This window comes from Paenibacillus daejeonensis DSM 15491 (assembly GCF_000378385.1).
Lineage (GTDB): Bacteria > Bacillota > Bacilli > Paenibacillales > Paenibacillaceae > Paenibacillus_D > Paenibacillus_D daejeonensis.
Window position 1 is genome coordinate 340,186 of the sequence record NZ_KB899659.1, and the last position, 14,480, is coordinate 354,665.

Genomic DNA, 14,480 nt, shown 5'->3' on the forward strand with positions numbered 1-14,480 from the left:
AGAAATGAGGTGACAGCATGGAAAACTGGATTACGGAGTTTATGGAGCAATACGGCTACTGGGGGATTCTGCTGATGATTGCAGTCGAAAACCTGTTTCCCCCGATCCCCTCCGAAATTATTCTGACCTTCGGCGGCTTCATGACCACTTATACCGGGATGAGTGTTCCTGGGGTGATTCTCTTCGCTACCGCCGGCTCCGTGGGCGGCGCCGTTATTCTATACGGGATCGGCTTGTTGATCGATGTGGAACGACTGGAGAAAATCGTGGACCGGTACGGACATCTTCTACGGGTGAAGCGGGAAGATATTCACCGGGCAGACGCCTGGTTTGACAAATACGGGTATTGGACCGTGCTGTTTTGCCGGATGGTGCCGCTTGTGCGCAGTCTGATTTCTATTCCTGCCGGTATGTCCAATATGCGTTTTTGGCTGTTTCTGCTATTTACGACAATCGGTACACTGGCCTGGAATACCATCCTGGTCATGATCGGGGCAGCACTGGGAGATTCCTGGGAAAGCGTGCTCCATTACATGGACATTTACTCAAATGTGGTCTATGCGCTGCTGGCAGTCGGCGTCATCCTAGTTGCCGTGATGTATTTCCGCAAGTATCGCAAGACTGATCATTCCTAAGGAGCGTCGGAGAAGATGGATTTCGTGGATATACTGAAGGCTGTATTGCTGGGAATTGTAGAGGGATTAACCGAATTCGCCCCCGTCTCTTCGACAGGTCATATGATACTGATTGATGATATGTGGCTGCGTTCAGAAGAAGTGCTGACCAAGTATGTGGCCAATACCTTCAAGGTTGTTATTCAGCTTGCTTCGGTCATGGCAGTCGTCATCGTGTTCCGCCAGCGCTTCATTGATTTGCTCGGGTTGAAGCGCTTGGTTAGATCCAAACCACAGCCCCTTCGCACCAACGGGACGAGCCTGAATCCCGCTGACAAACCGCAAGGTCACTTGAAGCTTACGCATGTCATTGTAGGCCTGCTGCCTGCTACAGTGCTTGGACTTATCTTCGAGGATTACATCGATGAGTATCTCTTCTCGGCCCAGACGGTCATCATCGGGCTGGCAGCAGGCGCACTGCTCATGATTGCAGCTGACCGGTTTGCCCCTAAAGGGCCCAGCCAGCAAAGCGTCGACCACATCACGTACCGGCAAGCTCTGCTGATCGGCTTGTTCCAATGTATCGCGATGTGGCCAGGCTTCTCGCGTTCCGGCTCGACGATCTCCGGTGGGGTACTGCTCGGCATGAGTCACCGGGCAGCGGCTGACTTCACCTTTATCATGGCTGTACCGATTATGTTTGGGGCAAGCCTGCTATCGCTTATGAAGAACTGGCAGTATTTCACACTCGACTATTTGCCATTCTTTGCAGCCGGCTTTATTAGTGCGTTTATCTTTGCGCTGCTGTCGATCCGCTTCTTCCTCAAGCTCATAAACCGCATCAAGCTGGTCCCCTTTGCGATTTATCGACTTGTCCTTGCAGCCGTCGCCGCCATTATTATTTTTTGAATCGAACCCTATGGCGTTGCCTGAAACACAATCGTCTGCTCCACATAAGGGGCCTGCTTGTACGCTTCCCCGATCCCGAGACGATCGCGGTCGGCCTTGGCAATCCGTTTGGAGCGTATGGTGGCCCTGAAGGTTCTGGAGAAGGGGCTGGGGGAAACGATGATCTCCTCTTTCCCATGCCAGCGCGCCGTATAAGTAACCCCTGCAAGGGTCCCTACCGAGTCGCGGTACCACGGATGTTCATCTTCTTTGCTCACCCCCGCCTCATTGAAGCATACATAGAGAGACAGCCCGTCACAGAGCTGGAGCAGCCCGTAGTGATGCGCCAGCATGCCTTGGTCGGGGTAACCCAGCCAGCGTGAAAGCCGCTCCTGTCGCTCCATCTCAGCCTTGTAGAAATCGCGTGTGCCCGGTCCCTCACCCTTGCGGATCGGCTCAAAGGAGCTGTAATACATACTGCATAACAAGCCTGCGTATCCGCTCATCGCCTCAACCTCGTCAATTCCCGACTTATACATCAGCAGCTTCGGGAGCATCGGATAGTCCTGGAACGAAAAAGGAAGCTCATCCCGGTCGTTCCAGACCGGCGTATCATCCAACACCCTCCACCCCCTGTCATGCTGCCTTACGGCCATCAGCACCTCGTCCCTGCGCGCCTCATCGCCGAATAAAGGATGGCGCAGTTGGCTGGCCAGTTCGCCTGATAGCAGAGCATGGTTATGCTGCTCTGTCATAATAATCTCGTCGCCATAAGTTCTTACGATCATGATATCCCCTCCGCTACACTTCTATTTGTATACGCATACACAACGACCAAGAATAGAAACCGCCGCTACAGACGGTCTTCTCCGCTGGCTTTGATCAATATGGACTTGAACTTGGCCATATGATGAGAGAGCTCCGACAGATCCTGGTCCTCCAGCCCCGTGAGCATCTCCTTGAAGCGCTGCGACATCTGATCGTGACAGGAACGGCACAGCTCTTCTCCTGCCGGTGCGATCTCAATCAAGACATTGCGCCTGTCATTTTCACTTACATTACGAGTAATCATCTGATGCTTCTCCAGCTTATCGAGCAGCGGCGACATATTAGAACGGGAGATCTTCAATCGCGACGAAATATCGGAGACAATCGCACTACCCATCTCGTAGACGAGCATAAGCACGCGAAAGCTGGCCGGCGGCAGGCGCTTGGGCACCGAATCCGGCAGAGCGACCTTGTCAAATACCTGTCGCTGCAATAGGGGAATAATAACCATGAAGTGCTCCGACAGCTCCTGCAACGTCTCGTTTCTCATTAGACCCCCCACCCTTCCGATTCAACTAAACTAATTTAAATTTTAACATAGCCCTAATAAAAAGGCTATTGATTCATAATAGTTATACATTTATAATCAATTAGCAGAGACAAAAAAAGTTTTGGACAGGAGGATCCCATTTTGAATACCACCACTGCGGCAGCCGTTCCGCAGAATCAGGACTTGGGCAACATCAAGCGACTGCCCATTCTCATTTCTCTTATCATCGGCGCATTTTTCTCAATTCTCAATGAAACGCTGCTGAATATCGCCTTTCTCCCGTTGACGGTAGAACTGAACGTCAGCTATCCAACGATTCAATGGCTCTCAACAGGCTACTTGTTGGTTGTTGGCATCTTGATCCCCGTTACTGCACTCTTAGTGCAGTGGTTCACGACGCGACAAATGTTTCTTGGCGCTATGGGCTTGTTCGCTGCAGGCACCTTGGTTTGTGCAATAGCACCAGGGTTTGAGGTTCTACTCGTAGGCCGTATCATTCAAGCCATGGGTACAGGTCTCATGCTCCCCGTGATGATGAATACGATTCTTGTTCTCTACCCGCCGGAGAAGCGCGGGGCGGCAATGGGAAGTATGGGTCTGGTCATTATGTTCGCACCGGCGATCGGACCGACACTCTCGGGTTTTATTCTGGAGCACTTTGACTGGCGGTGGCTGTTTTACCTGGTGCTGCCGTTTGCAATCTTCTCCATAATCTTCGCTGCCATATTTCTTAAGAATGTCTCGGTTGTTACCCGTCCGAAGGTCGACATCCTGTCGATCATCCTGTCTACGATCGGTTTTGGCGGGATTGTCTTTGGCTTCAGCAGCGCGGGCAAGAACGGAGACTTCAGCAGTCCGGATGTCTATCTCTCGATGATTGCCGGCGCCGTTGCCCTGATTTTGTTCGTCTGGCGTCAGTTGCGTTCCGAGACTCCAATGCTGGACCTGCGGGCATTTAAATTCCCGATGTTCTCTATCTCCACCTTGCTGCTGGTTATTGCCATGATGAGTATGTTTGCTACCATGATGCTGCTGCCCATCTACCTTCAGGGTCCATTGGGACTGACTACGTTGGCTGCGGGACTGGTGCTCCTGCCAGGCAGCGCATTGAACGGTTTTCTGTCGCCGATCACCGGCAAGCTCTTCGATAAGTTTGGCCCGCGTGTACTCGTCATCCCTGGAGCAGCGCTTCTGCTTGTAATCACGTTTATGTTTACCCGGATTACGCTGGAGACGACGCAATCTACCCTGATTTTGTACCATGTGCTGCTCATGGTTTCGATCTCGATGATTATGATGCCGACCCAGACCAACGGTCTGAACCAGCTGCCCAGACGCTATTATCCTCACGGAACGGCCATCCTGAACACTTTGCAGCAGGTTGCCGGAGCCATTGGCGTAGCTTTGTTCATCAGCATTATGACGGCCGGGCAAGACCGTTACCTGGCAGAGACAACGGAAACCGATCTCGCGGTTGCCACGGCTAACGCCATGACCACCGGTGTGAAGGAAGCCTTTACGGTTGGGCTTGTCTTTGCCGGAATTGCTCTCCTGCTCTCCTTATTCGTGAAACGGACCACAGCACCCGTTGAAGAATAACTTGTCATACAGAAAACCGCCAGCTGGAGGAATCCTCCGACTGGCGGTTTTTGTATGCTGTGCTGATTATTGACGCTCCGCAGGAATTGGCAAGAACAGCATGTTGATTGGCAGGTTACTGCCGGAAGCAAGGGTGAACAAAATTTCGACCCGCTCCTCGGTATTGCCAGTCCGATGAAGGACGCCTACTTGGTTGGAGTCTTTGAGAATGCTGTATTTGGTCACTTCCACCATCTCGCCGTTCACGAGGAACCCGCCAGTATAGTGGCCGCCACGGGCATTCAGTGCAATCATCGTATTCGGCGCTACGCGTGGCAGCACCAGTTTGTAGATGACGCCGAAGTTGCCGATGTTCAACATCAGATCACCGGACATTGCATCGATGCCATACAGGTACTTGTCGATCTTGCCATCGCCGATCACCAAGCGACTATCTTCCGTTCCCATCAGCTTGTTCAGCTCAATGACACGGTCTGCAGCCTGGAACGTACCGCGTGTATGCTTGTTGTCCACCGGCAGGTTACGCAGGCTGGACAGCGTCTGAATTGGGTTATCCTTCTCCTCTACGACGACGACACGGTAGCGGACATTGGCGGTATGCGATACATCAAAGTACGACGAGAAGACTTGCTTAGGCTTAATGGCAATCTCGCTCATCTCCGGCAATACGACCTTGGTCTCGCCTGGAGCAAGAGACATTGAATCGTATTTGGACGGATCCGCATACGAGTTCAGATATCTCAGAGTGGACATTTTGCCCGCATTGGTGGAGTATTGGTGCGGACCGCCTTTGCCGTAGGCTGTAATATCAATGTCTACACGGCTGGCATTATTGTTGGTCGCCAGGACGTAGATTTTGAAATTGCGCTCAGCAGCATTGTCGTTATAGATCAAGAATCGGGTGTCGCCGCGAACCTGATCATCATATACGATGCCCGGCTCTGTCAGCGTCTCAGGCGAGTTGCTGCGAATCATCTGGGCTGGCTGATCCACTGGCGTGAAATCAATGGAGCGGTAGTCCAGTACCGCTGAACCCGTCGTTTCGTAGAGATCGCCTGGCTGGGTATAAATCCGGCCGAATTCTTCCTTGGTGTACAAAACTTCAGTGGTTACTGTAATGTTTTTGGTCACCGAATGCTTGAGGCCTTCGCCGTCCGTGACTTCAAGCGTGACCGGATGATTGCCATCTTCGAAGAACGCATGCTTCTGGTTGGTCCATTTGGTGTCTACAATATCATCATTATCATCTGTACTCATGTCGGTATAGACAATCTTCTCACCGATTCGGTACTGAGTCTTATCTGTCGTGAAGTCTGCAACCGGTGGCTGATTCGGCAGCTCAACCTGGATGGTTACTGAGTACGGCTCCGTCCATACGCCTGCTTCATCCATCAAGGAACGAGTGATCGTGTATTGGCCCGGTTGCATGAAGATATCCTCGCGGCCTTCCCACAACTCGTCGACAAAATCCAATCCTTCGGGATGTACGGCTTTGTCAATATAGGTCACGGATGTCTCCCCTGCATAGATACGTCCAGGCTGGACTTCAAACTCCGCAGAGGCTTCCTGTGCCCATTTCAAGACCATATCTCCCCCAACAAGCGACAGTGTCGCGCCGGAGAGCTCAGACCAGGTGCGGATCGGCACCATCAATGATCCATTGAGGATGTGGACCGGACCACTGGAGTTAACCTCTTCACCGTTCACCTTGATGATGGCGCTGCCGGGAACAAACCGGTATTCGATATCACCATTGCTGGCAATCGATTCCTTGGTCTCGGCGATGTAGCTGGTCTGGAATCCGAAGACCTTGGCGAATCCCGTCAGCGGAGCAAATGAGGCACCGTCCTTGAAGATGATCGGCTGTGCGGCCTCCACCTCAGTGCCATTATGAATCATAATCTTGCTGTTTTTCTTGAGTTGAAGCTGATTGCCTCCCGTGCCCTCGGCAGTCGCTGGTGCGGGTGCTCCTGAGAGTGGAATGGCGAGCATAGACATGACCAATAACCATTTGAATGATTTCATACTTCGACTCCTTCTGCTAATAAACTGATATCCCTTTTTAGAGGTTGTTCAAAAAGTCCCCAATTGATCACGAAGAGAATCAGGAAGCGGACTCGACGTCGAATCTTGCGTTCACGCTTGAAAAGTATTGCTTACGATGCTAGTTTCCTGCGGAAACTCTTAGGTGCTCATGTAGGTTTGCCTACACTCCGCTCCTCCTTCTGCAGGTTCTCGCAACCTTCTCGGTGCTTAATCGTGAACTTTTTGAACACGTACTTTTATGACGGCCACTTAAGTTAAACGTAAAAACAGGAGGAAAGTTTCGTTAAATCATCATAAATTTTGAAATTTTATGAAGACACATTTACGAAGACGCATTGTAGTAGCTTCGCAAAGCATCGGCAATGCCAAGCGAATTACGGCGCAAGTCCTTGGCACTGAAGAACACCGAGCCCTGAACCTCGTCATAGCGATCATTGTAACGCAGCTGATTGATAATTTCCTGTGCCGAGCTCCAGCCTGCTTCGGCTGTCCCCAGCTTGTAAGGCGAATGGCCGATATACAGGTCGACCTGGGTGCCTTGCACTTCGCGTGTCCACCAGTCAACAAGCGTATCATACGCTGCAGCCTGGAATCCAATACTCCAATAGAGCTGCGGGATGACATAATCGATCCAGCCCTGACGAATCCATGTGCGGACATCGGCAGACATACTGTCATATGCCGTTACCCCTGCCCTCGTCGCCGAACCGCTAGGATCAACCGACTGATTGCGCCAGACGCCAAACGGACTGATGCCGAACTCTACCGCAGGCTTAGCTGCCTTGACTGCCTGCCCCAATTCCCGTACAAACGTGTTGATGTTATCTCGACGCCATTCCGCCTTATTGATCAACTGCTTGGCATTATAGGTACGGAACGTCAAATCGTCATTGAAGACACCGCCGGACGGGTAAAAATAGTCGTCCAGATGGACGCTTTGAATATCATAGTTGTTGACAACTTCCATGATGGCGTCAATGATATGCTGTCTTGCAGCAGGTATGCCTGGGTTGATATAGTGACGGTTGTTGGAATGAACGATCCATTCAGGATGCTGCATGGCCACATGATTACTGGCCAGCCCCTCCAGCTTGCCATCGGTCGTCGCCCGGAACGGGTTAAACCAGGCATGGAATTCCATGCCGCGTTTATGCGCTTCTTCGATTGCAAATGCCAGCGGATCGTATCCCGGATCCTGTCCCTGCTTGCCTGTCAAAAATTTCGACCAAGGCACAAGCGACGAAGGATACAGTGCATCTGCCGACGGTCGTACTTGAACGAATACGGCGTTCATCCCCATGGCTTGCAGGTCGTCGAGCAGCTTGATGTACTCGGCTTGTTGGGCAGACGGGTTGCGGTAACTGCCACTCGTTGGCCAATCGAGATTGAACACGGTGGATACCCAGACTCCCCGCATCTCCTCGGTCTGCTCACCAGGACCCGGAGTTGGCAGCGTCGTGCCGGTATATAACTGAACCGAACGCGTAGCCTCCTGCCATACGACGGTCAATCCCAGCTGCTCCCCTACAAACCGCAGCGGCACCATGACTCTTCCCTGACGCAGCGTTACCGGTGAATCAAGCGCCACAGTGGTGCCATTCACGCTGACCTGGCGGGATCCGTTCTTCATCATAATTTCAGTACCTGACTTGCTGATGGTGACTGTCTTGCTGGATGCTTGCCAATCGACATAAGCTCCCAGAGACTCGCTGATCACCCGCATCGGCACCATCGTTACACCCGCTTGGGGCACTATGTATGGCGAGACATCGCTGGGCACTCGTTTACCGTCCAGATAAATAGAAACATCGGCCGCGGACGTGGGGGCCGGACTCGCACTTAGCGCTGGTATGCACAAGATAACAGCTAGCAGCGCGACAAACCATTTTGTTGCTTTCATCAGACAAATCCTCCAATGGCGTATTGTGATGAGAACTAAGGAACCGTCACAGTATAGACGCAACTGGATACGATTTGTTGCTTTAACCTCCTAAATTGTCACAATTTGTTCGCCTTTGGACCTTTCTTCATCATCTGAACCTATCAAAACGTCGAAATCCCCCAGTCGTACCCGAGCGGCTACAGCCGAATGGGATACCTGACGGGGGATCGTTCATTCATGCATGGTTTTATCGGGTTCCCTGCTCACCTGGATTAGGAACAGGCGGGTTAATCGCCGGATCGATCTCCGGCACTTTCTCCGGGGCAATCTCAGGCTCGGGCTGGATATCTGGCCGAATCTCAGGCTCGGGCTGACGGCCTGGGCTAATTTCGGGCTTCGGGTCGGTATTGGGTCTGATCTCCGGTTCCGGCTGCCGGTCCGGATTGATCTCCGGCTCAGGCTGCGGAGGGATTTCAGGTGGCCGGTTGTTGTTCTGCTGGTTTCCGGGTAGCTCTGTCATGGCGGCTTCCTCCTTTATGGTTGTCCTTCTCCATTATTACCTTGGATGGAGGAAGCTCAAACGCCTGACAAGCCTAACACGCCAACAGGCCAGATTGCCCAGGGCATTCTGGCCTGTTATTAATCAGAGGCTATCTTTAAGCAGACTAGCAAACTATGTTGTCCAAGAGCTGATGGATTAGGCTTTGCTCAGCGTTTCGGTCAGTACCGGTACGATCTGCGATTTACGGGATACCACGCCTTTAAGAAGCGCTTTGTTGTTCTCCAGCTTGACGTTATAAGCCTGCTCGACCGATTGAGCGGCACGTCCAAGCGACAACGCAACAGAATCATTATTCAGAATGTCTGTTACGACCAATACGAACAGATCCAGCTCTTTGTCCGCGATAATGCTATTCAGGGCCTCTTCCAGCTCTGACTGGCGAGAGAGAACATCATTTACGTCTACCGCATTGACTTGCGCGATCTCAACCTTATGGCTGCCCATCGTGAACTCCTTGGCATCAAGTGTAATCAGCTGCTGGATGGTCTTGTCGCTCAGGTCAGCACCGGCTTTGAGCATGTCCAGGCCATAAGCTTCCGCTTCGACTCCAGCAATCTCGGCAAGCTCGCGAGCTGCTGCCACGTCTTGCTCCGTGCAGGTTGGCGATTTGAAGAGCAAGGAATCAGAGATGATGGCGGATAGCATCAGACCAGCGATATTCGGCTCGATGGCAATGCCGTTTTCTTTGTACATTTTGTTGAGAATCGTTGCAGTACAACCCACCGGCTCGGCGCGGTAGTACAGAGGATGACTCGTTTCAAAATTGGCAATCCGGTGATGGTCAATGACCTCCAGGACGCGCACGCTGTCAATGTCACTAACACTTTGCTGGCGCTCGTTATGGTCTACCAAAATGACGGTACCGGTTTCGCCTGCAGCGGATTCAATCAAACGAGGAGCTTCTGCACCAAATTTGTTCAGAGCAAAGCCGGTCTCGCCGTTTACCTCTCCCAAGCGTACCGCTTCAACCGTGAAGCCAAGCTTGGTTTTCAAGTCTGCATAAGCGATAGCCGAGCAGATTGTGTCGGTATCGGGATTTTTGTGTCCGAAAATCAATGTTTTTTCCATGTGAAAGGCTCCTTGTTCATTAGTATTTGGCCCTCTGATTGCAGCGCACGGGCCGTTTCTGCTTCATCCATGTACGATTATAACGCTAAATCCATCATATTCCTATGCCTTTAATCAAGAATTCGCAAAAAATTCTCCCTTATTGCGACTCCGTTCGGCAATGCTCCTCACAGTAAGCAGCTACTTCGGCCAATTCATCCTCTTCAAGTTCAAAGTCAAGGTATTTGTCCGTGCCAGCCTCTAGCAGTTCATAGTGAACAATGCCCGGCTGCCCGTCAGCACTTCTGTAAATTACGCGAATCTTCACGCCAGCTTCCCTGTAGAGCTCATCCTCTTCGTCAATCTCCAGTGTAAGCAGCGCTTCATACCTTTCGCCTTCCAATATACCAAACGGGTCCTTCACTTGCTCAATTTCATGACCGGTTATTCTCATCGATCCTTCTCCTTCGTTCACTATGGACTAACGGATCTGCTGGCACCTCCGCTACTAGCGGCCTGCACCGAATGATGCTATGATCCTATAAGCTACTATAAAGGAGAAATCATCATGAAGCAAAACGAATGGGAACAACAGATCATTGAACGTTATCAGGATGAGGAAGAGATGATGATCGTCATCTTCGCCCAGTGGTGTATAAACCGCGGGCTGGACCCGCTGCTAGTCTACCGCGAAGCCTATCCCGGGCAGGGTGCCAACGCGGCTCTGGAGGCTGCTCTGCAACAGACGCTTCCGCCTGCTCAGGCTCAGGATATTACAGATGATCTCCTCTTTACAGTAATGGGCCTGTTCGGCAATGATCAATTGGCGGAGCATTGTTCATCCATCATTGCTGCCGGAGGGCAACAATGAAAGGGAGTACCCATTTGGCAATTGGCACGATGGTCGGCGTCGCAGGCATTGCTTACCAGGGGGCTTATGAGCCGTGGGATGCGGCCTGGTATCTGTCTGTTGCCGCCTTTTCATCGCTTAGTCCCGATCTGGATGCACCAAGCATGCTGACGCGCAAGCTGACAGCAGCCTCGCGTTTTCTCAGGGGACTCGTCGTGTGGGCCGGGTCTGCCAGTATTGTCGTCGCATTAATTGCCTACTTATCCGATCGGCTGGTCCATCCTGAACTGGTGACCGCTGCTGTAGCCCTGACGCTGCTGGGGCTGATCGCCAGGCAGGGTGTCATCCGTAATCTGCTCGTCAGCGGCATCGGTGCTTGTCTTTTCTATACAGGCATGAACGACTCGATCGGCTGGCTGCTGGGCTTCGGGCTCTATGTAGCCATTGCCCCCTGGCTCAAGCACAGAGGGCTGACACATACCTTATGGGCTACCGCCGCTTGGGGCTGGATCGCCTGGGAGTTGGAGCAGCAGCTCCTGCTGCCAGGGTTGACCGTTACAGCCATTATGGGCTACGCCTCGCATCTGCTGCTAGACATCATAACGCCCCAGGGTGTTCGCTTGCTGTATCCTCTCTGGAACAAGTCCTGGAAACTATAGTATTCAGCCTAACTGTCTGAACGATAACTAACCCGTTCCACATGATAGCCCTCGCCATCATACGAATAATCCAGCAGGAAACTGCCCATAAAATAATTCATGCCGATGGTTCCTACCAGTTCGGCAGTCAAGCGTCCATCACGGACGGCATAGTAGACATGACTGCCGAACCCGATTTCCTCATTAGGAAGGTAGACCTCTTCCTCCAATACCAGGGATTCCTGCACGCCATTAATTGTCCAGTTAATCAGGGTACGATTACCGTCCCCTGTGATCTGGCTATGCATGAACCGGCTGATTGCCGCGATGGGGTCCTCCACCTCCATCTCATCCATCGACTGTGGATCAACCACATGGACGTCCTGGATAGCTATCCCCGTCCCTCTCCCTAGCATTGGAATGACAACAATTCTGGATTCCCCATCAATATTGGCTTTCATTAACTGTGGCTCACCGGATGGGCCGATCAGTCCTCGCCAGTCATATACTTGCAGATTGTCTCCTGTGTCTAATCGATAGCCCAGATGCATGCCATCCTGCTTCTCAAGTCCATACAGCTTGACGTGTCCATCCTCCGTCATTGCGACTGGTGTGCTGTCCGGCACATACAGAAACTCGCCGATCCGCTGGCGCGCTTCAAAATACTCGAGCATATCGGCGCCGGTCTGCGCCTCCTCCGCCGGACCTTCAAACGTTAATTGCCGAAACCGGGTCTGCCCGTCCGCTAACGTTCGATGATCGATGTCGCTATAGGCAATCCCTTGCAATGGGTAACCGTCCCTGGTCGCCGGCTCCAGTTGATATCGCAACAAGCTGTCCTCCAATTCACGGCTGCTCCAGGGTAGCTGACTGGCTGTGCCTGCTGACGATTCATTCTCGTAATAGGTGGCAATCAGAGGGGTGGCGCAGCTAACGCAGGTTCCGCTGTCATAATACCTCAGCTGAGCTCTCGCATTAGCAGGATCTCTAAGCATGACAAGGATGGAGCCGTCTGTATTCACTTGAGCTGTTACAGCAATCCAGTCACTTGGCGCTAGCAGCAATACACCCTGGTCCCCATATCCCGTTGCTGCCCAGAAGGCCGCCCATGGCTTTCCATCCGTGCGGGGCAGCTGCTCCAAAGTAACCGGCGGCACGCCGGACTCTGGCGTCAGATAACGAAGTGAAGCATCCTCGCCCGCGAGCGACGTTCGAATACCGATCAGAGGCACCTCAAGTGTGTCTGGCGATAATTCATTGGTCTGCAGCGTCACTTCCCCTTGCCCTGCCATCTCCGGGGTGAACGGCTCTTGGGCATAGCCTCCGCTGTCACCAGGCGCCGCAGTTAGCGACAGCAAGGCTGTCATTGTCAGCAGCAACGCGCCAACGGCACGCCGTCCCATAGTTGGGCTTCGGAAGGCCCGAACCTGCTCGATTCTGCGTCTAATCTCCTTGTAACCTCCAGTAAACCGGGTGACGGATACCGGCACAGCTTGCTGTGCGTGCTCCATAATTCGGATCATCGTATGCCCATATACGGGAATGGAACCGCGTGTCAAGGCATGAAGCGCCCTGGCGTCACAGGCGAGCTCCTGGTCGATCCGCATCCGGATGGACGCATACCAGATGAACGGATTAAACCAATGAACCGCCGTTAGAAGCGACATCAGTCCGTTAACGGTCATGTCATATCGTTTGCAGTGCACTAGCTCATGAAGGAAGATGCAGCGCCACTCCTCCTCATTGAGTTGTAAGTCCTTGGGCTCGGGAAGGAGCAATACTGGCCGAATCATGCCTACCAAAGCCGGCGAAGCCAATTCCTGTGAAATCCGCAGATCCGGCACACGCCTCAGCCCGATCTGACGAGCGGTTGCTTCCAACAATGACTGAAGCGCCGCATCATGCGCCCGGCGGCTTCTGGCGCGCAGTCTGGCCGCGCCAACCACATGCCCAAGCAACCGCCACACACAGATAACAAAACCGATAGCCCAGACTACACTAAACCATAAAGCAGGTCCTATCGCAGATATCCTGTCAGAGGTGTCTCCGGTCGGTGGTGCAGCAGCTTCCGACCATTCAAATGTGCCTAGTACACTGACGTCGTCTTCCACAAGTGGACTCGGATCGAATGCTCCTGGACGCTCTGAAGCATTCCATCCGCTGCCTAGCGTCGTTACGGGGGGATTCATATCGGCAACAGGAGACGATGGATCACTGACTACGGATTGCAAGTGAACAGGGATCAGCCGTTCAGCGCTAATCGAACTCTCAGGAGACCAGGGCAGCAACAGCCGGACGATTAACACTCCCCACAGGGCATAGTGCCAACCGCTAGGCAGTCTCCCCCGGCTCAGCCATTGGAGGCCCAGGATAATCAGGATGACAATCGAGGCAAGCATGGATGTCGTAAACAGCCAGCCAATCCATGTACCTCCCAAATCATAAGCCACCTCAAGCCAACTGCTCATTTGCAAACCCGTTAGTCGGCCTGCCGTTTCTATTCTCATCGTTTATCCTCTTCCTTTTGCTCCAATAGCGCTTTAAGCTCGTCGATTTCTTGTCTTGATAATTTTTGCTCGGAGAGGAAATGGGTCAGCATCGGCTTCAGTGCTCCACCATACACCTTATCCAGAAACGATTTGCGTTCGGCACGAAGGCACTGCTCTTCTGTGAACAGGGGCTCATAAATATACGTTTTGCCCTCCTCCCGGAACGTTAGCACTTCCTTTTGAACCAGCCGGCTAAGCAGGGTTCGCACGGTCTTTGGACTCCAGGAGGTCTGATCCTCCAAATGCTCAATAACATCCTTTGCCGTAACGGGTGCCTCTGCCCAGATCACCTTCATCACTTCCCACTCCGCTTCGGAGATGCGCGGAATTACCGTCATGATTTTCACCTCTTTGATTACATATGTAGTCACTTATATTATGAATACTACATTTGTAGTCCAAATCTGTCAACCCTTTAAAAATCAACTAAGCCATAACTGTTGTTTGCTAATTGTATTTTTCAGGCTGTTGAAAAAGAAAGCCTACG

General features: G+C 52.3%; 14 protein-coding genes. 5 read left to right on the top strand and 9 right to left on the bottom strand.

Annotated elements, in window-relative coordinates; all coding sequences use genetic code 11:
• Positions 1-17 precede the first annotated feature (17 nt).
• Together F556_RS0101525 and F556_RS0101530 are read left to right on the top strand one after the other, a co-directional pair.
• On the top strand, positions 18-635 hold the full coding sequence (locus F556_RS0101525; RefSeq protein ID WP_020615117.1) for a DedA family protein: 618 nt from the start codon (positions 18-20) through the stop codon (positions 633-635).
• A gap of 15 nt (positions 636-650) precedes the next feature.
• A complete protein-coding gene (locus F556_RS0101530; RefSeq protein ID WP_020615118.1) occupies positions 651-1,523 on the top strand; it encodes an undecaprenyl-diphosphate phosphatase in 873 nt (290 codons plus the stop codon).
• Between the two features lie 8 nt (positions 1,524-1,531).
• Here F556_RS0101530 and F556_RS0101535 read toward each other — a convergent pair whose 3' ends face one another.
• Together F556_RS0101535 and F556_RS0101540 are read right to left on the bottom strand one after the other, a co-directional pair.
• Positions 1,532-2,290 carry a DUF3891 family protein gene (locus F556_RS0101535; RefSeq protein ID WP_020615119.1) on the bottom strand — a complete coding sequence of 253 codons (759 nt, stop codon included), beginning with the start codon at positions 2,288-2,290 and terminating at the stop codon, positions 1,532-1,534.
• A 65-nt stretch (positions 2,291-2,355) separates the two neighbouring features.
• On the bottom strand, positions 2,356-2,820 hold the full coding sequence (locus F556_RS0101540) for a MarR family winged helix-turn-helix transcriptional regulator (protein WP_020615120.1): 465 nt from the start codon (positions 2,818-2,820) through the stop codon (positions 2,356-2,358).
• 138 nt (positions 2,821-2,958) lie between these two features.
• Between F556_RS0101540 and F556_RS0101545 the strand changes: the two genes are divergently transcribed.
• Positions 2,959-4,419, top strand: coding sequence for an MDR family MFS transporter (locus F556_RS0101545; RefSeq protein ID WP_425414000.1), 1,461 nt, complete (start codon positions 2,959-2,961; stop codon positions 4,417-4,419).
• Between the two features lie 66 nt (positions 4,420-4,485).
• Here the strand turns inward: F556_RS0101545 and F556_RS33060 are convergent, their stop codons facing one another.
• The 5 genes from F556_RS33060 to F556_RS0101570 form a co-directional block, all read right to left on the bottom strand.
• Positions 4,486-6,444, bottom strand: coding sequence for a stalk domain-containing protein (locus tag F556_RS33060; protein ID WP_020615122.1), 1,959 nt, complete (start codon positions 6,442-6,444; stop codon positions 4,486-4,488).
• Between the two features lie 343 nt (positions 6,445-6,787).
• Positions 6,788-8,365, bottom strand: coding sequence for a family 10 glycosylhydrolase (locus tag F556_RS0101555; RefSeq protein ID WP_020615123.1), 1,578 nt, complete (start codon positions 8,363-8,365; stop codon positions 6,788-6,790).
• Between the two features lie 229 nt (positions 8,366-8,594).
• Positions 8,595-8,867 (bottom strand): hypothetical protein, encoded by a 273-nt coding sequence (locus F556_RS0101560; protein WP_020615124.1) that lies wholly within the window; start codon positions 8,865-8,867, stop codon positions 8,595-8,597.
• Positions 8,868-9,044: 177 nt separating this feature from the next.
• Positions 9,045-9,977: a manganese-dependent inorganic pyrophosphatase gene (locus F556_RS0101565; protein ID WP_020615125.1), complete on the bottom strand. Its 933-nt coding sequence runs from the start codon at positions 9,975-9,977 to the stop codon at positions 9,045-9,047.
• 139 nt (positions 9,978-10,116) lie between these two features.
• Positions 10,117-10,410, bottom strand: a complete 294-nt coding sequence (locus F556_RS0101570; protein WP_020615126.1) for a DUF6509 family protein — start codon at positions 10,408-10,410, stop codon at positions 10,117-10,119.
• Positions 10,411-10,524: 114 nt separating this feature from the next.
• Between F556_RS0101570 and F556_RS33065 the strand changes: the two genes are divergently transcribed.
• The gene (locus F556_RS33065; RefSeq protein ID WP_020615127.1) at positions 10,525-10,827 is read left to right on the top strand and encodes a hypothetical protein; all 303 of its coding nucleotides are present in this window, start codon (positions 10,525-10,527) and stop codon (positions 10,825-10,827) included.
• Complete coding sequence (locus F556_RS0101580) at positions 10,824-11,465, top strand: metal-dependent hydrolase (protein WP_020615128.1); 642 nt, start codon at positions 10,824-10,826, stop codon at positions 11,463-11,465. Before F556_RS33065 ends, F556_RS0101580 begins: the two co-directional genes overlap by 4 nt.
• A gap of 8 nt (positions 11,466-11,473) precedes the next feature.
• On the opposite strand, the gene F556_RS0101585 is transcribed toward F556_RS0101580, so the two are convergent.
• Positions 11,474-13,951, bottom strand: a complete 2,478-nt coding sequence (locus F556_RS0101585; protein WP_020615129.1) for a DUF4850 domain-containing protein — start codon at positions 13,949-13,951, stop codon at positions 11,474-11,476.
• Entirely contained in the window at positions 13,948-14,334 is a 387-nt protein-coding gene (locus F556_RS0101590; protein ID WP_425414001.1) for a BlaI/MecI/CopY family transcriptional regulator, read from the bottom strand. The genes F556_RS0101585 and F556_RS0101590 overlap by 4 nt, the downstream gene beginning before the upstream one ends.
• Positions 14,335-14,480 lie beyond the last annotated feature (146 nt).